Here is a 20,673-nt window from a genome sequence, read left to right as displayed (position 1 = left end):
GCTTGCGGGCGCGCGGGCTAGTCCTCGCGCGCATCCCCGCGGGCTTTTTCGTCACGGCGGGAGTCATCGATCTTGTCGTCGATGCGTCGCAGGATGTCGTTGAGCTCCTCCAGCTCGCGGCGTAGGTAATCGCGCGTGACGGTTTCGCCGACGGCAATGCGCACGCTGGCGACCTCGCGGGCCAGGAACTCCGTATCGGCCTTGGTTTCCGCGGCGCGGCGGCGGTCCTCATCCAGGCTGACGCGGTCGCGGTCATCCTGGCGGTTCTGTGCCAACAGAATCAGCGGCGCAGCGTATGCGGCTTGGGTGGAGAAGGCAAGGTTCAGCAGGATGAAAGGGTAGGGATCCCAGTTCCACCACATGCCGCCCAGGTTCAAAGCGATCCAGGCGATCACGATGACGGTCTGATAGAAGAGATACTTGCCGGTTCCCAGGAAGCGGGCGATGTTCTCGGCTACCCGGCCCACTCCGTCGCCATCCAGGTTGAACTTCTTCTTCTGGCGCGTGGCATCGGTTGGTGTATCGAGATCCGCGCGGGAAAACTTACGAGCCATGGTGTGCCTATGCCTCCTTCACTTCAGACTTAGCCTGTGTTTCCGACGGTGCAGGCGTTGCTGGAGATTCGACGCGCCAGTCTTCCTCACGCCAGTCCTCCGGCAGCATGTGGTCCAGTAGGTCATCGACGCTCACTGCGCCTAGCAGGTGCTGGTCGTGGTCCAGCACCGGGCCGCATACCAGGTTGTATGTCGCAAAGTAACGCGCCGCGGTCTCCTGACTGTCTTCGGCGAACAACGCCGGCAGCTCCAGATCCAGGATGCCGCCGATCAGAGAAGACGGGGGCTCGCGCAGCAACTTCTGCAGGTGGACACAGCCCAGGTACTTTCCCGTCGGGGTCGCCTGGGGAGGACGCACAACAAAGACCAGGGAGGACAGGGACGTCGGCAGTTCTGGGTTGCGCGCGTGGGCGAGAGCTTCGGCGACGGTAGCCTGGGGCGTCAAAATGATCGGCTCGGGCGTCATCAACGCACCAACAGTTTCGGGCGAGAAGTCCATGAGGCGACGGACCGGCTCCGACTCCTCGGGGTCCATCAGCTCCAGCAGGACGTCAGAGGTGTCCTCCGGCAGCTCGGACAGAATATCGGCGGCATCGTCCGGATCCATCTCCTCCAGAACGTCCGCGGCACGTTCGATGTTCAGGTGTTCAAGAATCGCCGCCTGATCGTCGTCCGGCATCTCCGCCAGCACATCCGCCAGACGCTCATCGTCCAGCTCGGAAGCGATCTTGTTGCGTCTCGCATCGTCCATCTCCACCAGGGCGTTCGCCACGTCGGCGTTGCGCATCTGCTGGAACGAGGCGATGAGCTCGGCATCCTGGTTCACCGCGCCCGTGCCCGAGGCGTGGAGCCCCTGAATGTGCTCGATAGGGATGATGTCGATTGACGTTTTACGCCCAAGGCGGCTGCGTTGGGTCACAGCCAGATTGCGGATCTTCCATTCCCGGCGACGGCTACGGGTCAACTCCACGTCCGTGATTTCCACAACCTTGCCGTGCAGATCCTCGTGCCCCGGATCGTCGGTGTGCACCTTCGAACCAACGAGGTCCTCGAAGATCGTCAGTTCCCCGGAGCGGGACTTAAAGGGGCGCAGGTTCACGGAACTGGACGTGGTGGTGATGTCCGTGCCGGTGATCGTTGCGATGCGGAGCATAGGGAGGAAGATCTTGCGCTTATTCGCAATCTCCACTACCAAGCCCAAGGCAGTCGCATTGTCGCCGTGGATGGTGATGACGACATCGCGGACACGGCCGACGGACTCGCCATCCGGCCCCAGCACGACAAGGCCGGCCAAACGTCCTGCATAAACACGACTAGTACTCATGGGTACTTAGGTTACTTCATCGCCCTCACGGGGTAGAATGTGGCGAGTTAGAAGGCTTACAGCGAACGAAAGGGGCAAGGTAGAGATGCGAATGCTGGGCAGGCGGAACGTGGCGTCAATAATCGCGACAGCGACCTGCCTGGCAGCCATCGGTGGCCTGACGGCCTGTGCCGAGGAACAGCCCGAGCCCTTCCTGATTGGAGTGCCGGAAAAGCATGTGGGGCACGCGCCGATGCCCGAGCGCTACTCCGAGGCCTTCGGACGCTACCTGGTGCGAGAACTCAATGGTGATGATCGCAAGGGGGAGCGTCAGCCGGTGCCCGCGGACCAACGGACACGGCAGCTACGCACCGGGGAGATAGACGCAACTTTCGGCTGTACGGGAGAGCTGCTAGACCTGCTGGACCGCAACCGGGCGATGGAACTGCGACATGAGCTGAAGAAGGAAGGCGGGGAAGGCGGTAGCGGGGAAAAAGTGGATGAGAAGTACCTCGTCTACGACGAATTGCTGAGTTCACTGCCGCAGGAAGTTGGAGCGACCTTGCCCGGGGATGCCACCCCATGTGAGGATAGTTCGCTACCGCAGAACGCAGTGGTGCTTTATGCGAAGCGGGTGGTTGGGCGCGATAAACTCCGAAAATTGAACTCCGTTGCGTTGGGGACGTCGATGGAGATGCTCGGGGCCTAAACGCAAAAGAGAAAGAGCCCGCCACTTAAACCTTGGAGGTTTGTGGCGGGCTCTTGGCCAGCTTAGGCGCTAGCGCGGGACTAGCGCCTGGCGGGGGATCGCTTTACTCGAAAGCCTCCTCCAGCAGCTGCTTCTGCTCCAGCTGGTGCACCTTCGCAACACCGGTGGCGGTGGAGGACTGTGCTCGGCGGGATACGCGCTTCAGCTGGATACCCGGGATGTGCTCCGGTAGCTGCAGAGCCAGGAACGGCCACGGGCCCTGGTTGGCCGGTTCGTCCTGAACCCAGCGCACCTCTGCGTTCGGGTAGTTATCCAGCGCATCCTTGATGCGGTTGAACGGAATCGGGTGCAGCATTTCCACACGGACGATGGCGACATCGTCGCGGCCGTCTGCCTGGCGCTTCTTCTCCAGGTCCCAGTAGATCTTGCCCGAGCACATCAGGACGGTCTTGACGTTCTCGTTCTTACCATTCTGGTTCGGATCGTCGATCACGGACTGGAACTTCTTCACCTCGGTGAAGTCCTCCACAGAGGAAACAGCCATCCTGTTGCGCAGCATCGATTTCGGGGTGAAGATAACCAGCGGGCGCTTCAGAGAGCCCAGAGCGTGGCGACGCAGCAAGTGGAAGTAGTTTGCCGGGGTAGAAGGCTGGGCGATGGTCCAGGAGCCCTCAGCCGACATCTGCAGGAAACGCTCGATGCGGGCGGAGGAGTGGTCCGGACCCTGACCCTCGTAGCCGTGCGGCAGCAGCAGCACCAGGGAGGAAATCTGACCCCACTTGGCTTCTCCGGAGGAGACGTACTCGTCGAGGATGGTCTGGGCGCCGTTGGCAAAGTCGCCGAACTGAGCCTCCCACGCCACCAGGGCATCCGGGTTACCCACGGAGTAACCGTACTCGAAGCCCATTCCCGCGTACTCGGTCAGAGCGGAGTTGTAGGCTTCGAAGCCACCGCCCTTGCCGGACTCGCGTGCCAGCTCTTCCAGCGGGCTGTAGCGGTCGTGGTCGGTGTGGTCGAAGAGCACAGCGTGACGCTGGGTGAAGGTACCACGCAGGGAATCCTCACCGACCAGGCGCACGAGCTTGCCACCGTGAACCAGGGAGCCGAATGCCAGTAGCTCGGCGAAGCCCCAGTCGATCTTTCCGTTACGGGACATTTCCTTGCGACGCTTGATCACTGGCTGCACGCGCGGGTGCGGGGTGATGTGCTCCGGAATGTCAGCGAACGCGTCGCCGATGCGCTCAACGAGCTCACGATCCACGGACGTATCCAGGCCGTGCGGCAGATCCTGGGAGCCGGTAATGCCGCTTTGTTCCTTCGGCGTGGCACCCTTTTCCGCCTCGCGCACCTGGGTGAACACGGTCTCCAGCTGCTCGTGGAAGTCGCGCTGCACGCGCTCGATGTCTTCCTCGGTCAGGTCGCCGCGACCCAGCAGGGTCTCGGTGTACTGATCGCGGGAGCTCTTCGTCTCGCCAATCAGCTTGTACATCAGCGGCTGGGTCATCGACGGATCGTCGGCCTCGTTGTGGCCGCGACGGCGGTAGGTAACCAGGTCGATGAATACGTCCTTGCCGAAGCGGTTGCGGTAATCCACAGCCAGGTTTGCAACCCACACGACTGCCTCTGGGTCGTCGCCGTTGACGTGGAACACCGGGCAGTCGAAGCCCTTAGCCAGGTCGGTGGCGTAGTGGGTGGAACGGCCGGCATCCGGGGTGGTGGTGAAGCCGATCTGGTTGTTCACGATGATGTGGATGGTACCGCCGACCTCGTAGGCTTCCAGGCGAGCCAGGTTGATGGTCTCCTGCACAATACCCAGGCCGGTGAAGGCAGCGTCGCCGTGCAGCAGCAGTGGCATGACGGTGTGCTTTTCGTGCAGCTGGTCCTGCTTGGCGCGGGCGATGCCCTCCATGACTGGGTTGACGGCCTCCAGGTGGGAGGGGTTGGCCGCCAGGTAGATGTCGATCTCGTTGTCACCGAACATCTGGTGGTAGTGGCCCTGCTGACCCAGGTGGTACTTCACGTCGCCGGAACCGCCAGCGGCGCCCGGATCGATGTTGCCCTCGAATTCGGTGAAGATCTGTGCGTAAGGCTTGCCCACGATGTTGGCCAGCACGTTCAGGCGGCCACGGTGCGGCATGCCGATAATGACCTCGTCCAGGGCTGCGTCGGCAGCGCGGTCGATGGCGGCATCCATCATCGGGATTAGGGTCTCGGCACCCTCCAGAGAGAAGCGCTTCTGGCCGACGTACTTGGTCTGCAGGAAGTTCTCGAAAGCCTCGGCGGAGTTCAACTTCTGCAGGATGTACTTCTGTTGTGCCGGGCTGAATCCCTCCTGGCCAGCCTCGATGCGCTCCTGCAGCCAGGTGCGCTCTTCGGCGTCCAGAATGTGGGTGTATTCCGAGCCAACCTTGAGGGTGTAGGCCTTGCGCAGGTGGGCAAGAACCTCACGCAGCGTCATGGTTTCGCGACCGGCGAAACCACCAACGTGGAAGGTGCGATCGAAGTCCCAGAGGGTCAGGCCGTGGGACTCGATGTCCAGGTCGGAGTGGTCCGGGATAGGTAGACCCGGCTGCGTCCACTGCAGCGGGTTGACGTTGGCGATCAGGTGGCCGCGGGAGCGGTAGGCCTCGATCAGCTGCATCACACGGGTGGACTTGTCTACGCCGATGTTCGGCAGGTCCTGGCTCCAACGGGTCGGAGCGTAGGGCACGCGCATGGCGTGGAAGATCTCGTCCCAGAACTCGTCGTTGATCAGCAGGCGGCTCATGGTGCGCAGGAACTCGCCGGACTCTGCACCCTGGATGATGCGGTGGTCATAAGTGGAGGTGATGGTCACCAGCTTGCCGATGCCCATCTCGCCCAGGCGATCCTCGGATGCGCCCGCGAACTCGGCGGGATAGTCCATGGAGCCCACGCCAATGATGGCGCCCTGGCCCTTTGTCAGGCGCGGCACGGAGTGGCGGGTGCCGATGCCGCCCGGGTTGGTCAGGGAGATGGTCACGCCGGTGAAGTCGTCCATCGTCAGCTTGCCTTCGCGGCCGCGGTGAACAACGTCCTCGTACTTTTCCACGAACTCGCCGAAGGACATGTTCTCGGCTTCCTTGATGGCTGCAACCACCAGGGAACGCTGACCGTTCTTGCCCACCATGTCGATAGCCAGGCCCAGGTTGATGTGCTCCGGGGTAACGAGGGTCGGCTTACCGTCGACAACCTCGTAGGAGTTGTTCATATCCGGGTGAGCCTTGACTGCCTGCACCAGGGCGTAGCCGATGATGTGAGTAAAGCTAATCTTGCCGCCGCCGCGTGCACGCAGGGTTTCGTTGACCATCGCGCGGTTTTCGAACATCAGCTTCGCCGGCATATCGCGCACGGACGTAGCCGTCGGGATCTCCAGGGAAGCGTCCATGTTCTTAACTACGGCCCTTGCGGCGCCCTTAATGGGGGACTCGCCGGGTTCTGGCGCCTCTACCGGCTGCTTCGGAGTAGGCGGAGCGGTGCGCTTCGGGGTGGGCTTTACGCTGCTGTCCTGGTTTTGGGATGCAGAGCCCTTAGGCTGCTTGCCACCCGCCGTCGTATCCCGGGTGGGGGTGACGGTGTTCTTGGTGGAGCTTTGGCCGCCCGTGGTCTTTTGTGCTCCGTTGTCCGTCGCAGCCTGGGTTTTGCTCGACGAATTTACCGGAGAGGAATTTTTCTCAAAGTAATCGCGCCATTCAGCGTCGACAGACTTTGGGTCTTCCTTGTACTGCTGGTACATCAAATCGACCAGCCACTCGTTTTGACCGAAATTTGCGCTGCTCACAGCAGGTCCTCGCCTCTTTCCTTTATGACTTTAAGTCTCGTCGTTCCACCCTACTACAAACCCGTTGTGGGTCTTGGTGCGGCATTCCACAATTCGGCATATGGGCCGTCGTTTTGTAGTAGGTTGTTATGTTCGCCTATTTCGACGATACGGCCGTGGTCCATTACGACGATTGTGTCGGCTCGGGCGGCAGTGCGCAGCCGGTGCGCGACGATGAGTGCGGTACGGTCGCGGGTCACGCGGTTGATCGCTTCGATGATCTGCGCTTCCTCGTCGTCGCTGATGTTGGCCGTCGCCTCGTCTAACAACATGATGGCCGGCCGGATGTATTCCGCCCGTGCTAGCGCGATCATGTGTTTTTGCCCAGCCGAGAGCGTGCTCGTTCCGGGGAAGACGCGGGCGCTTAGCCCGCCGGGTATGGTCTGCAGGATCTTTTCGCCGCCAATTCGCTTTACGGCCGCCTGCACCTGGGCTAGGTCGGTTTTGCTCGTTTCGTCTGCGCCATAAGCGATGTTCTCGGCCACAGTTCCGGCGAACAAATACGGCTCTTGAGGCACCGTGCCGATGCAGCGCCGCCAGCCGCGCACATCGAAAGCTCGGATATCTGTGCCGTCCGCCCTTATCGTCCCCTCCGTGGGATCCATGAACCGGTTTATTAGCCGCAGCAGGGTGGTTTTGCCCGCGCCCGTTACACCGACCACTGCTGTTGTGCCGCGGAAAGTGTGGGCGATATCTAGGGTGGGCTCGGCGTTTTCACTCTGTTCGCCTTGTTCGCTGTGCTTGCTTGGTTTGTCGCTTCTGTATTTATATATGACGCCCTCACACCCAATCGCCGGGCCATTCACGAAAGCCGGTACTTCTCCGTCTGCTACTGCGGTGATTGCCGGGCGTTCGTTAAGTAGTTCGCGGATCCGGGAGGCACTGACGCTGGCTTGCTGGAACTGATCGAATACTTGGGAAAGCTGTTGAATCGGGCCGAAGAGCATTGTCAGGTAGAGGCTGAATGCAACCAGCGCGCCCTCGGAGGTCTGGCCATTGGCAATGAGGGTTCCGCCGGCACTGAGTATCGCGGCCTGCGCGAGCTGAGTGAGCAGATTAATGCCGGGAAAATAAAGGCTTACCGCTGTTTGGGAATGGGTGCGCAGGCGGAGGTATTCACGGGATTCGTTATCCAGGCGAGCCTGCAATGCCGCAGCGTAGCCGAAAGCTTGGCCAGTGGGCAGTCCCATGAGAGCTTCCTGGAACGTGGCATTGACTTGGCTGATCTGGTTTCTTGCCCGGGTGTAGAGGCGATGGGAAATCATGCGGAATATCACCGTCGCCACCACGATCACGGGTAAGAATAGCGCGACTATTCCAGCCAGCGTGAGATCAGTGCTGATAAGCATTCCAAGGATGCCTAAAGCCAGGGTGGCCGACACGATTGTTTGGGAAAGCCCAGACTGCAGGAAGTTCGAAAGAGAGTCGATGTCGGTCGTGAGGCGGGTCATGATCCTGCCGCTCGACTGGCGGTGGAACCACAGAAGATCCATCCTGGTGATGTGTCGGAACAGCCGGTTTCGCAAGGTGAAAATCAGCCTTTCACCAGTCAGCGTGGTGAGCACGGTATTGGCGCTCTGTGCGCCCCACGAAAGCGCCACTACGAGCAGGGCGGCTCCACAAGTGATCCACAGTGCCCCCATATCGTTGTTCGCCACTCCGCCGTCGATGGCGTGGCGGATAAAGGTGGGCAGGGCGATGTCGGCGGCGGAGGAGAGGAACAGCGTGACGACCACCGCTGCGATGAGACCGGGCACCATGGCGAACAGGGTGCGCAGGCGGAAGCTTCCGCTGTCGTTGAGGTCCGCGATTCGAGGTTCTACGGATGGGTGACTCGCGGGGTCGGCAGCACCGTCGGAGACAGGGGCGGTTTCGGCTGCGACTGAGGCTGATTCAGCCGCAACCGTCGGCAGTGCTGCAGGCAGGGATATCGTCTGGTCCGGATCGCGGAAGCCACCGTCCGCGCGGTGGCTTATGTAAATCACCGTAGGCTGGGACACCGCGGCGCGGAGGTTAGCCAGGATCCGAGCCTCGGTGGCCTGGTCGATGGCCGAGGTAGCGTCATCGAAAATTATCGTGTGCGGGGCTCGCAGTAGCACGCGTGCGATGGCAATACGCTGGCGCTGCCCGCCGGATAGTGTGATGCCGCGCTCGCCGACGACGGTATCCAACCCGCCCGCTTCGCAGATGAAGTGATCGGCACAGGCCAGCCGAGCGGCTTCCCAGACCTTTGCGTCCGTGGCCGAGTATCCAAGCAGAATGTTTTCCCGAATCGTCCCGGAGTAAAGGAACGCCTCGTCCATCACCAGCGCTGGCCGGCCGGATTCTCGCACCTCCAGCAGCGGGATCGGTGTGCCATCGCCGGAATTCATCACCTGGATGTCCGCCGCATCCTGGGTGTTCAAGCCAGCCAAGGCGTGGGCTAGGCGGGTCTTTCCCGAAGCCACTGGGCCTTCCACGATCGTCGTACTCGACGGTGGGATGTTCAGCCGAATCGGGGGCTGCCCCGGGCTGATGGATACGCTGCCGAAAAACCCCATGGGGGCGCGCACAGAAGTGGTGCCGGTGGGGCGCGGCGGGGCGTCAATAATCTCGAAAATGCGATCCGCACACGGTTGGGTGATGTGCACATTGACCAGCATCCCCGCCGCCATGCGAGTAAGACGGGCGAGCATCGTGATGAACGTGGAGACCGCCAGGAAGTCACCAACACTGATCGCATCGTGCATGGCCAGCCAGCCGCCCAGTGCAATCGCCGCCACCAACGCCACGTTTGGCAGGGCGGAAAGTGCAGGTTGGAATATTGCACTGAGCTTGCCTACGCGCATGTTTATGCCATACTGCCGGGCGGATTCCCGCCGGTAGCGGCCGATTTCGCGTGGCTCCTGAGCGAAGCTCTTCATCACCTGTACGCCGGAAACAGTGCGCTCAACCTGCTCTGCTACCACCGCCGCCTGGCGCTGCGAAGCCAAGGACGGGCCGTATAGTTTCTTGCGCGAAGCATAAGCCACGGTGAGGAGCAGCGGGATCTGTACCGCAATAATCCCGGCGATGGGCGGAGAAATCCACAGCACCACGGCGAAGATCAGCACTAGCTCGAGCATGCTGGAAGCCATCAGTGGGAGCATCGCGACCATGCCCTGCACCTTCGTCAGGTCCGTGATGGTGCGCGAAATCACCTGGCCGGTGCCGAAAGACCGCGCTGCGTTCTCGTCGACCGCCTGGATCGCCGCAAACATCCGGGTGCGCAGGCTGTGCTGAGCGCGCACACTAAACGTGCCAGATAGAAAACGCCGCAACGCCTGCGTAACGAAACGCGCGCAGGCTACCGCCACCAGCAACCCGATCGCGCGCGTACTGCCATCCACGGACGCGCCCGCGAGCAGTGGCAGTAGCAACTCAATGGTGGGCAAGAGCACGGAGAAAACCACCACGGCGGTGAATAGCCACCGGTGGTGCCGGGCGGATTCTCGGATGATTCTGAGCACGCCGATGATTTTAACGCGGGGGTTGGACATCCCCCGGCGAGCTAGAAGATCTCGTCGGCCTCGCGGATGAAGACGTGCACGTTGTCGATCATGCGCTCCGCGATCTTCCGGTTGGCCTTAGCTCCCAGGTAGGCGCCGACGCCAAACGGCAGAACTTTCTTAAACATTGCGCCGCCGAAGCTTTTGCGCACCTGGCGAAATGCGAAGCGTCCGAGGATGTTGTTGGCCTGCTTTAACTCGACGGAACTGGTTTTGCGCAGTTTGCGCGCACCTCGCAGCCGGTTAGCTGCCTGCAGCGAGCTTAAGGTGCGGTCCTCGGCCAGTGCCTGTACCAACTCCTTGGCCGTAGCCCCGGAGATCGCCAGATACACCACCGCACGGCGCGTCTCTTCCTTGGAAATATCGATGCCATTCAACTCTGCTGATGCCAGGGCGTAAAGTGCACAAACCTCAATGAGCAACGCGGATTCCGCGGCAATTCCCGCCAAGGAGAGCAAAGTACCCACGCCCGGAACGGCGGCCACGCCACCGGTGCCCGCGCCGGAACCCGTGGCCAGATTCTTAAAGTGCGTGTCCAGAATTTCCTGTCGGCGCTGCGGCGTGGCGTCACCATGCTTCTGCTCAATCTTTGCCACATAGGACCGGATCAGCGGCTCCTGGATAGAGACCGTGCGGTCGATGGCTCCGAAGAAGCGGCGAGCGATTGGGCCGGAGGGGTACGGTGCATGCCGAGCCTGCTGAATGAGATCAGTGGTAGCCGTGGCCTCGTCGCGCGGTTGATTGGACGTGCCGAAGTTGAGAATTCCCATGGGCACCAACAGTAGGGCAAAAGTTCGCCGATGGTAGGGGATGCGCTTGCCCGACCGTCGGTAGGCGCTAGTGCTTAGGATAGTGAAATGATGAATCAGGATGGCGTACGCGTAGAGACCACGGGCGGATTCGTCCGGGGCGTCCGGGTCGATGGCGTGCGGACGTGGCGCGGCATTCCATTCGGCTCCGCGGAACGCTGGAAAGCCCCACGTCCAGTGCGCTGGCAGGGGGAGTGGCCAGCGGAAGAGTACGGAAACGTCGCTCCACAGACGGCTTACAACTGGAAAGACGAAGTCATCGGCGACGAGGACTGCCTGAACCTAGATATCGTCCGGCCAGACACCGACGCCAAGTTGCCAGTTGTGGTGTTCCTGCACGGTGGAGGGTTCTTCGCCGGGGCCTCCCACACGGCAGTACTGCGGGGGCATAACTTCGCCAAAGAATTGGACGTAGTGTACGTCGCTTTGAACTTCCGGCTCGGCGCGCTGGGGTATGTGGATATGAGCTCCCTGGACGTCCCCGACACCGCCGGGTGCGAACCCAACCCCGCGACCCGCGACCAGATCCTGGCGCTGGAATGGGTGCGGAAGAACATCGCGGGCTTCGGGGGCGACCCGGCCAATGTGGTTCTAATGGGTGAATCCGCAGGCGGGACTTCCGCTGCCACTTTGATGACCATTCCCGCTGCACGGGGTCTCTTCCACCGGGTAATTCTGCAGTCGGCACCCGTGATGAGCGTGCACACCAACGCTCAGTCGAACCTATGGGCACGCAAACTCACGCAATATTCCGGACTGGTTCCGCGCACGACGTCCATCGCCGAACTACGCGCTTTGCACTTCGCCGACGTGGTGCGCGCTGGGCAGCAGATGCTGTGGCGGGGTGGCGGACTACGGGAAATGAATATGGCCTTTGGCATCGCCATCGACGGTGAACTTCTTTCGGACCACCCTTTGGGAATCTTCGAGCGTGCCGAGCATCGGCAGATCCCGCTGCTCATTGGCACTAACAATGACGAACTGTCGGCCGCACAGGTGCTGTTCTTTTCTAAGACTGCTCGGATAAAGGCGGCCCGGACAATGCTGCGTGCCCACGATCCGGCGCTGGCCGAACAGATCGAGACCGCCTACGGGGACATTGGGCGCCGCGGGGTTTTTGCGCAAATGCTCACCGACGCCGTGTTCTGGGCGCAGTCCATCCGGCTCGCCGATTTGCACCAGGCGGCCGGGGCACCCGTATGGATGTATCGCTTCGACTATACCCCCGCGATGTTGCGGCGGCTCGGGGTGGGGGCGATGCATTCGATGGAGCTGTCGGCTCTTTTTGGTGACGCCAAGTCCTCGAAGGCCAGCTTCGTTTTAGGCGGGGAGATGGCTGTGGTCTCTGAACACATGCAAAGGGCCTGGAAGGCGTTTATCTGGGATGCCAACCCGGGGTGGGCGCCTTACACATTAGAAAACCGGGCGACGCAGGTGTTTGAGCGGGAAGTGAGGCTGGAGGAAGATCCCCGTGCGGAGTTTCGCCGGGTATGGGAGAAGTTCGACATGCGGGGCTGGGAGGGCGACGAGAGCTCCGTGGCGATGCCTAGGCCCGGGCGCTAGTTCTGGTGTGAGATAGCGACGGACTATACGGGTCCACAAGGGGGGCTCACGGTGGGCTCATGAGGTGGAGAGGCACCCAATTGGTTTTGCATGGAGACGTGTTGTCCGGGATCGGGTTACTATGGTGCCCAAGTCTCGGAATGCACGTTCGCTTCGGACTGAAACACCTCATAAAACACTAGGAAATACTAGGGAGACGTTGGCTGTGGGTTTCTACGAGGACATTGCTCAGGCGCTGGATACTGAGGGTATTGAGTCGCGAGTAAACGACGACATGTTGTTCGTACCGATCGCTCCGGAACTGGAGATTCATTTCCAGCAGATCGAGCAAACGAGCACCACGGCGGGGATTAACTCAGCGAATGTGTTCATGGCCAAGGGGGAGCTCGACGAGGTCGCAGGTATTGAAGAGTTCGAGGACACTCTGGTCGGCGTGGTGTTTTCCGTTGAAGCCGCCGTTGCAGTGGTGGCACAGTACATCGCGACTGACCAGTGCATTACCGTGTTGCACGATTTGCTGGAAGGCACCGACGATCGCATCTCCGACCTCGAGTTTGAGCAAGATCTTATTGAGCCGATGCTGGTGCGCGCAGAGGTGGGCAACGGTTCCCTCATCACAGTGATGCTGGGATCCGGTACTGATGAACCCGAAGCGACCGTGACGTTTGTGACCTTCGGCGAAGAGTACGACGAGCTTGTAGCCCAAGCTGAGGCTGAGCTGGATAGCGACGAGACCCTCAGTGACTTCGAGCGCGAAGTGATGTACCAGAACGTCCTTGAGGACGCCGCCGAGATGACCCAAGAGGTTCTGGAACTGGGCACGTTCACGGACTTTGATCAACTCTTTGACGCCTTAGCGGTCGCACAAGTGCAGGCTACCGAGTGGGAAGAGCTGTTGGTCCCGCTGGAGGACGAGTTCGATTACTACGACGAAGAGTTTGACAACGAGGACGCAACAGAGGACGAGGGCTAGCTCAGGCGGCGTGGGGAGCCGGAGCGTTGCTGGCCTGCAGATCCTCCTGCGTCACCAACGCGTGCCATGTCAGGCCGACCTGAGCCTGGTGGTGGCGATCCCGAAATTCCTGCGGATCTTCCCGCACCGTCCACGCTTGGCCCAGGATGAGCTCTAGCAAGCGGATGGATTCATGGTGCATCCAGCGCGGACACTCCACGGATACCGTGACCAGGAACAAATCCTGCCCCTCGGGTGCCTGTTGACCGCTGAGCCTGGACCACAGCAGCGGAGTCATTCGCCGTCGTGAAACATGCACTAACGCGGTGGAATCGCCGGCCTCCACAGCGAAACGAGGTGCCTGCCAGCCGGGAGTGATGCGGATTAGGCTGCGCGGATGACGCAACATAGCGCGCGCCTCTACCGCCGCACGGTGGGGCTCGCTCAGAGCGAAACTCCGCAGAGAAGGCGGGGTAGCGTCCGTGCGCCGGGGTGCCGGACGCCCAGCGACTGGGCGGGGAACCGTTGCTCGCCGAGTGGTGATGCGGGACTTCATGGTTGCTCACTTCCTTACATGAATGTTCTTAGATTGAGTGTTCTTGTGTTGATCAGTTGTGGCGGACCTCCATTGAAGAGCCCCGCCACCAGTGGTCTGCGTTCAGGGATTCAGAGTAGGCAACGGGTTGGACACGGGTGGCGTCATTAAGAAAATAATAGAACACATAATCGAATAAGGGAAGGTGTTGCGAGCGACCGTACGCAATAGTCTGTGCGATAGCATGGGCACAGTAGGTGCGCGAGCGCAGGCAGAAACAGCAGGCCGGTAAAGACAGGTTAGGGAGCAGCGACATGGCGGAAAACGAAGCCAATGTAGCCATCGTAGGAGGCGGGCTAGCCGGACTCGCCGCAGCACGCACCCTGCACAAGAGTGGCATGAACTGCACTGTCTTCGAAGCCAGCGACGGTCTAGGTGGGCGTATGCGTAGCCAAAAGATCGACGGTGTGATCATCGACAACGGACTGCAGACCTTCAACTCCTGGTACCCGGCGGTGAAAGAAATCCTGCAGCCAGGGGAGTACGCCGCGCTGGGGATCCGCTACTTCCAGCCAGCAATCCAAACGCTCACAGACGACGGGTTGGCGCTGATCTGCGACCCGATCCGAGCACCGCATCTAATTCCCAATCTCATGCGCTCGAAGGCGCGCAGCGCTCTATCCTTCCGAGATCTATTAGCCCTTCGCCGCTGGCTAAAGTCCGAGCTATCCCACCGCTCTAGCCTGGAACTGCGCAGCATCAAGCAGAAACACATTGACGAGGATGTGAAGGCCTGCGAATCGCTGGACCAGCGGGGTGTGCACCGACGCACTCGCGCCGTGGCGATTGACCCGTTGTTGCGCGCATTCCTGTTCGACGCTGAAAGCGAGTCTTCCGCGATTTTCGCCAAGTGGATGGTCGCCACGATGCTGCGCGGCAACCTGGCTGTGCTGGAAAACGGTATGGGCGAACTCTCGGCGGCGCTCGCTCGCGTACCGGGGGTAGAGTTCCATCTGAACTCGCTCGTGACCGCCATCGAGGAGGATCATTCCGGGGTAAAAGTGACGGTCAACGGGGCGGAGACCGAACACTTCTCGCATGTCATCGTAGCTGTCGATCCGCAGCGGGAAACCGAGTTGCTGGGGTCGCCGGAAGTGCCCACGACCAGCGTTTCTTCCTGGTGGTTCGTCTCAGACGAGCCGGTGATGGACGAGGGGTTGCTGACCGTGGATGGCACTCGCAGCACCCCAATTACATCAGCCACGGAGGTCACCGCCGCCGCCCCGAGCTATGCGCCTGGCAGGCATCTGGTGGCAGCTAACCACGTGCACCCGCGCGGTTCCAACCCCGCCGAGGAGCCGTCGGTGGCTGATGTGCAGCGCGGTTTGGGCTCGCTGTTCGGTGTAGATTCTTCCGGTTGGGAACTGGTTACGGAGCAGAAGTTTATTGACGCCATCCCGCTCATCCTCCCTCAAAGCTTGCAACGCATAGGCAAGGAATTGGGGGAGCGGGAACTTCAAGGCAGTCGTATTGCCCTAGCCGGCGCCCAGCACGCTACGCCGAGCATCGATGGTGTGCTGCGTAGTGGGCAGCGGGCAGCGAATCACGTTATCGCCCAGCTTGACCAGTAGCTTGCGCTGTCGGCGACGAGACCCCCGGGGGGATTGTCCGAGTATTTCCATGAATCGCTTTATCGGTCAAGGCAGCGTAAGCTTGGGCAACGATGAGTGATACTGAAAACGTCACCGGCGACGTAAACCAGCCGGTTAATGACGAGTCGGTATCTCAGAATGAACTGCAGGGTGGCATCACGGAGAATTCTTCCCAGGATTCTGCCGTGGAGAATCAAGAGCCACGAGATGTGACTAATGAGGCAGTGGAGTCTGAGAACGCCGAAGCGAAAGTTCCAGAAAAAGAAAACCAACAGGGCGAAGAGCGGCAGCCCTCTTTCGACGGGCTGGGATTGCCCGAAAATGTATTAGCTGCAGTCAAGAAGGTCGGCTTCGAAGTACCTTCCCCAATCCAGGCAGAAACCATTCCGGTGCTGATGAAGGGGCACGATGTGGTCGGCCTCGCACAGACCGGTACCGGTAAGACGGCCGCGTTTGCGTTGCCGATTCTGTCGCGCATTGACGTGTCGAAGCGTCACCCCCAAGCCCTCGTATTGGCGCCGACGCGCGAGCTTGCATTGCAGGTTGCCGAGAGCTTCCAATCCTTCTCTGAGCACGTGGGCGGCATCCACGTGCTGCCGATCTACGGTGGCCAGGCTTACGGCGTGCAGCTGTCCGGCCTGCGCCGAGGTGCCCACATTGTGGTCGGCACACCCGGCCGTGTGATCGACCACCTGAGGAAGGGCAGCCTGGATATTTCCGAGTTGCGCTTCATGGTGCTCGACGAGGCCGACGAGATGCTGAACATGGGCTTCCAGGAGGATGTCGAGCGCATCTTGGAGGATACCCCCAGTGAGAAGCAGGTTGCCCTGTTCTCTGCGACGATGCCCTCCGGCATTCGCCGCCTGTCGAAGCAGTACCTGAACGAGCCGCAGGAAATCACGGTTAAGGCCACCCAGCGGACTAGCGAAAACATCGAGCAGGATTATCTGCTGGTCAGCCATCGCGACAAGCTGGACGCGCTGACTCGCATCCTCGAAGTCACCGAGTTTGAGGCCATGATCATGTTCGTGCGCACGAAGAACGAGACCGAGGAGCTGGCGGAGCGCCTGCGTGCCCGCGGTTTCAACGCGGCCGCCATCAATGGCGATATTCCGCAGAACTTACGTGAGCGTACTGTGGATCAGCTTAAGGATGGCCGCCTGGACATCCTCGTGGCCACCGACGTTGCCGCCCGTGGTCTGGATGTCGACCGCATCACCCACGTGTTCAACTACGACATTCCGCACGATACCGAGTCCTATGTGCACCGCATTGGCCGCACGGGCCGTGCAGGTCGTAAGGGTCGCGCTATTTTGTTCGTGACGCCCCGTGAGCGCCGCCTGCTGAAGACTATCGAAAGGGCAACCAAGTCTCGGTTGAATGAGATTGAGCTGCCGACGGTGGACGCGGTGAACGAGGCTCGCAAAGAGAAGTTCAGCGACAGCCTGACGGAGTCCCTGGCGGACCCGCAGATCGGCATCTTCCGTGACCTGGTGAAGGAATACGCGGATTCCAATGAAGTGGAGCTGGCGGACATTGCGGCGGCTCTGGCAGCTCAGCTGCAGGCCGGCGAGGACTTCCTGATGAAGGAGAAGCCGAAGGAGGAGCGCCCGCGCCGCCGCGATCGCTATGGTGACGACAATCGCAGCGGAGGCGGAGCATACAAGCCCTTCGACGAACGCTTCAATAAGGAAGCTCCGCGCATCACGGATCACAACGGTAAGGAGCTGGCAGTGTACCGCCTGTCGGTGGGCCACCGTCAGCGTGTGCGCCCGGGAGCCATCGTCGGCGCCCTGGCCAACGAGGGTGGCATGAACTCCCGGGACTTCGGTCGCATCAGCATCTTCGCGGAGCATTCCCTGGTGGAGCTGCCGGCGGATCTGCCGATGGAGGTTTTCCACGCGCTGGATCAGACCCGCGTGTCTGGCCAGCTGATCAACATTGAGCCGGATCCGGGTGCCCCGGCTGGCCGCCCGGGCAGCCACAAGCGCCAGCACCGAAATGACCGCGGGGATCGCGGCGGACGTGGAGATCGTGGCGGACGCAACCGCTTCGACGATCGCGATGATCGTGGTGGCCGTGGCGGACGCAACCGCCGGGATGATCGTGGAGATCGGAACGATCGTGGTGGTCGTGGCGAGCGGGATTTCAAGTCTGACCGCAGGCACCGTGGGGGCCGCCGCTAGCGGCAACGTCCACGCAAATAAAAACGCACCCCGGGCCCGGGGTGCGTTTTTGTGTACCCGCGATTTTATTCGCGGGTTGTAATTAAAGCTTTAAAAGCTTCGGGCATTAGATGAACATCAGGATCGCCGTAACCAGCCACAGCAGGTTGAAGATGCCCGCGAACATTGCCGCCTGCCCCGGGATCTTGGAGGTGTCCGCATTTGCGGCCTTGGCGGCCTCTGATTCGGAAGCCGGAGCATCACCGGCCTCGACAGCGTTCAGTGCAACCAGACCCTGGCGCTGACGGGGGATAACCAGAGCAATCAGAACACCCCAAGCAGCGATGGCCAGCAGCAGGGCGAAGTGCAGCGCGGTGTTCTTCATTGCGCCGTCCACGACGAAGAATGCGATGAGGCCCAGTACCGGTACCAGCAGGGAAATGAAGCCATAAGAGCGGGTAATGCGGTGTATCAGTCGCAGGGCGCCTACAGCTGCTGGGTCACCGGACTGTGCCTTGCGGAACTGGGGAGCGTACATGGAGGAAGCGATAGCAACGGGGCCGATCAACAGGATCGCCGTCAGAACGTGAAGCGCAACAATAAAAGTAGACATGTCCTCTATCCTCACAGATGAACAGGGGCTTTGTCACCTTTAAAAGCCGCGCGTCCTATAGATCGCAGGCTTCCTGAGCCGCCTGCACATCGGCTCCCGAAAGTGCCAATCCATAGTCGCCGACTACCCGCACGAAGCGCGCGCAGTAGCCACAGCGTTCCACCGGGGGCAGCCATTCGCTCAATGTGGAATCGGATTTCTCCCGGTTCACCTCGGACGCCGTCACCACCAGATTTCGCTGCATGTCGTTTGCAAACGCCCGCCGCTGTGCTTCCGGCCACGCATAAGCTCCCAGGTCCCATGCGGCCGCCAGCGGGACGATGTGGTCTATGTCCACCCCGTGGCGGTCCATGGGGTGGTGTGTATAGGGATCGACGCCCCTTCGTTCCCCCGCCGCTCCGTCTCTATCGTCGTTGGCGCACCCACCGGCCGAACCTCCGAAAGCCTGTACCAGTAGTAAGTCCCGAGTATCGCACACGCCACGGTCAGTGATCTGCATGCCCCAGTCGTCGCCGAAGCGGGCTCGGGAGTACCCCAGCACCCGTGGGCGGGCGGAGATCTGGCGAATGTGTTGCAGGTACTCCCTAACTGTTTTCTGGTCCTGTGGGTGATGACCATGTGGCGTCGTCACCCAAGAAACAGCACAGACCAAGACAACCAGGAACAGGCAATAGAACGTGAAGGGCTGAGACAGGAAAAAGCGCCGCATGCAGTCTTAGACTGCAGCGGCGCTAGAAAGGTTCGCTCAAGATAGCGGTTGGACTACTTGGCGGTAACCTCTGCGGCTTCCTCGAAGTCGATGTCCTTCTTGATAGCGACCTTGGAGAGCTTGGCTGCCTCGTCGAAGGTGTCGGTGATCTCCTTGGATGGTGCCTTGGTCAGTAGGGTAACCGTGACCATCACGATGATGTTCAGGGCGACACCCGGGATCATCTCGTATAGGTCGAAGGGCTTGTCCATAACACCGAACTGCGGCAGGCCACCCCAGATGAAGGCGACGATGGCGCCGGTGACCAGACCCGCGGCGGCTCCCGGAGCGTTGAGGCGGCGCCAGTACAGCGAAGCCAGAATGACCGGGCCGAAGGAGGCGCCGAAGCCCGCCCAGGCGAACTCGACCAGGCCCAGAATGCCGGACTCCGGGTTGAGAGCAATCACACCGGCGAAGATAGCGACCACCAGCACGGAGATGCGGGAGAGGTTCTTCAGGGACTGGTCGGACGCATTCTTGTTGATCAGGCCGTTGTAGATATCCTCAATCAGCGCGGAGGAAACAACCAGCAGCTGGGAGGAAATGGTGGACATGATTGCGGCCAGGACTGCGGTCAGGATCAGACCAGCGATCAGTGGGTGGAACAGGATGCGGCCCATGTCCAGGAAGATTGTCTCGAAGTTCTCCTGGTCAGTGATGGCGATGGACGGATCCATACCGAAGAATGCCGGGCCGATGATGGCGACCATGACGGTGCCGACAAGGCATAGGAACATCCAGCCCACGCCGTAGCGCATACCTGCGCGGGCATCGGACGGGCTGCGCAGCGCCATGAAGCGCACGATGATGTGCGGCTGGCCGAAGTAGCCCAGTCCCCATGCCAAGTTGGAGATGATGGTGACGAAGGAGACGCCGGTGAACAGGGAGAACCAGTCCGGGTTCGGCTCAATGGTCTCGAGGGCGTAAGCGTTTTCCAGTTGGTAGGTCCAGATAGCACCTGGGTCATCCATGTGCAGCAGTGCCATGACCGGCACCAGCAGCAGGGAGACGAACATGATGCAGCCCTGGACGGTGTCGGTGAAGGAGACGGCCAGGAAGCCACCGATGAAGGTGTAGCCCACGGTAACGGCGGCGATGATGATCATGCCAGTCAGGTAGTCACCTTCGAAGGTGGACTCGAAGTAGCGGCCACCGGCGACCATGCCGGAGGAAACGTAGAAGGTGAAGAACACCAGAATGATGATGCCGGCGGCGATGCGCAGGAAGTGGCTGCGATCATTTAAGCGATTCTCCAGGAAGGAGGGGATCGTGATGGAGTTGTTCGCCACCTCGGTGTAGGAGCGCAGGCGCGGTGCGGTAACGATCCAGTTCACTGCGGCACCGATCAGTAGGCCGATGGCCATCCACATCTCAGAGAAGCCAACCATGTAGAGCGCGCCCGGCAGCCCCATGAGTAGCCAGCCGGACATGTCTGAGGCGCCGGCGGATAGGGCGGCGACGAAGGGGTGCAGGTTACGTCCGCCGAGCATGTAGTCCTCATACTCGTCGGTCTGGTTGAAACTATAAAGTCCGATCAGCAGCATGACGATCAAATAGATCACCATGGCTATGACAAACCATGTTTGGTCAGCCATGAACAGTCATCTCCTCAAGTTGAATGTATAAGTTCTATACGTCAGCTTTCGGGCTCTCTGTGCTCCGAAGTGCAGAAGGCGCGCGCATGTGTGACGCGCACAACTCGCTA

The 20,673-nt window shown here is 60.9% G+C and carries 14 protein-coding genes; 5 read left to right on the top strand and 9 right to left on the bottom strand.

Annotation, left to right across the window (positions count from 1 at the left end; genetic code table 11):
* Positions 1-17: 17 nt before the first annotated feature.
* Both MHX63_RS02385 and MHX63_RS02380 read right to left on the bottom strand, forming a co-directional pair.
* Complete coding sequence (locus MHX63_RS02385; protein WP_239387075.1) at positions 18-554, bottom strand: DUF1003 domain-containing protein; 537 nt, start codon at positions 552-554, stop codon at positions 18-20.
* 7 nt (positions 555-561) lie between these two features.
* Positions 562-1,878, bottom strand: a complete 1,317-nt coding sequence (locus MHX63_RS02380; protein WP_239387074.1) for a magnesium transporter MgtE N-terminal domain-containing protein — start codon at positions 1,876-1,878, stop codon at positions 562-564.
* A gap of 91 nt (positions 1,879-1,969) precedes the next feature.
* Between MHX63_RS02380 and MHX63_RS02375 the strand changes: the two genes are divergently transcribed.
* Positions 1,970-2,566: a hypothetical protein gene (locus tag MHX63_RS02375; RefSeq protein WP_239387073.1), complete on the top strand. Its 597-nt coding sequence runs from the start codon at positions 1,970-1,972 to the stop codon at positions 2,564-2,566.
* A 103-nt stretch (positions 2,567-2,669) separates the two neighbouring features.
* Here MHX63_RS02375 and MHX63_RS02370 read toward each other — a convergent pair whose 3' ends face one another.
* From MHX63_RS02370 to MHX63_RS02360, 3 genes are read right to left on the bottom strand one after another with little or no spacing between them, the layout of a single operon-like run.
* Positions 2,670-6,365 (bottom strand): multifunctional oxoglutarate decarboxylase/oxoglutarate dehydrogenase thiamine pyrophosphate-binding subunit/dihydrolipoyllysine-residue succinyltransferase subunit, encoded by a 3,696-nt coding sequence (locus MHX63_RS02370; protein ID WP_239387072.1) that lies wholly within the window; start codon positions 6,363-6,365, stop codon positions 2,670-2,672.
* Between the two features lie 53 nt (positions 6,366-6,418).
* Positions 6,419-9,892, bottom strand: a complete 3,474-nt coding sequence (locus MHX63_RS02365) for an ABC transporter ATP-binding protein (protein ID WP_239387071.1) — start codon at positions 9,890-9,892, stop codon at positions 6,419-6,421.
* Positions 9,893-9,933: 41 nt separating this feature from the next.
* On the bottom strand, positions 9,934-10,701 hold the full coding sequence (locus MHX63_RS02360; RefSeq protein ID WP_239387070.1) for a hypothetical protein: 768 nt from the start codon (positions 10,699-10,701) through the stop codon (positions 9,934-9,936).
* An 87-nt stretch (positions 10,702-10,788) separates the two neighbouring features.
* Between MHX63_RS02360 and MHX63_RS02355 the strand changes: the two genes are divergently transcribed.
* The gene (locus MHX63_RS02355; RefSeq protein WP_239387069.1) at positions 10,789-12,303 is read left to right on the top strand and encodes a carboxylesterase/lipase family protein; all 1,515 of its coding nucleotides are present in this window, start codon (positions 10,789-10,791) and stop codon (positions 12,301-12,303) included.
* A 205-nt stretch (positions 12,304-12,508) separates the two neighbouring features.
* Entirely contained in the window at positions 12,509-13,276 is a 768-nt protein-coding gene (locus MHX63_RS02350) for a hypothetical protein (RefSeq protein WP_239387157.1), read from the top strand.
* Between the two features lies 1 nt (position 13,277).
* Here MHX63_RS02350 and MHX63_RS02345 read toward each other — a convergent pair whose 3' ends face one another.
* Entirely contained in the window at positions 13,278-13,811 is a 534-nt protein-coding gene (locus tag MHX63_RS02345; RefSeq protein WP_239387068.1) for a hypothetical protein, read from the bottom strand.
* Between the two features lie 293 nt (positions 13,812-14,104).
* Between MHX63_RS02345 and MHX63_RS02340 the strand changes: the two genes are divergently transcribed.
* Positions 14,105-15,421 carry an NAD(P)/FAD-dependent oxidoreductase gene (locus MHX63_RS02340; RefSeq protein ID WP_239387067.1) on the top strand — a complete coding sequence of 439 codons (1,317 nt, stop codon included), beginning with the start codon at positions 14,105-14,107 and terminating at the stop codon, positions 15,419-15,421.
* A gap of 92 nt (positions 15,422-15,513) precedes the next feature.
* Positions 15,514-17,628 (top strand): DEAD/DEAH box helicase, encoded by a 2,115-nt coding sequence (locus tag MHX63_RS02335; RefSeq protein WP_239387066.1) that lies wholly within the window; start codon positions 15,514-15,516, stop codon positions 17,626-17,628.
* 106 nt (positions 17,629-17,734) lie between these two features.
* On the opposite strand, the gene MHX63_RS02330 is transcribed toward MHX63_RS02335, so the two are convergent.
* The 3 genes from MHX63_RS02330 to putP are packed head-to-tail and all read right to left on the bottom strand — an operon-like array spanning position 17,735 to position 20,563.
* Positions 17,735-18,220, bottom strand: coding sequence for a hypothetical protein (locus MHX63_RS02330; protein WP_239387065.1), 486 nt, complete (start codon positions 18,218-18,220; stop codon positions 17,735-17,737).
* A gap of 55 nt (positions 18,221-18,275) precedes the next feature.
* Positions 18,276-18,929, bottom strand: coding sequence for an HNH endonuclease family protein (locus MHX63_RS02325; protein WP_239387064.1), 654 nt, complete (start codon positions 18,927-18,929; stop codon positions 18,276-18,278).
* Positions 18,930-18,982: 53 nt separating this feature from the next.
* Positions 18,983-20,563 (bottom strand): sodium/proline symporter PutP, encoded by a 1,581-nt coding sequence (putP, locus tag MHX63_RS02320; protein WP_239387063.1) that lies wholly within the window; start codon positions 20,561-20,563, stop codon positions 18,983-18,985.
* Positions 20,564-20,673 lie beyond the last annotated feature (110 nt).

Source organism: Corynebacterium sp. ACRQK (assembly GCF_022345965.1).
In the GTDB taxonomy this organism is placed as follows: domain Bacteria; phylum Actinomycetota; class Actinomycetes; order Mycobacteriales; family Mycobacteriaceae; genus Corynebacterium.
Note: the sequence above shows the minus strand (reverse complement) of the source record. Positions and strands in the feature narration are given on the sequence as shown.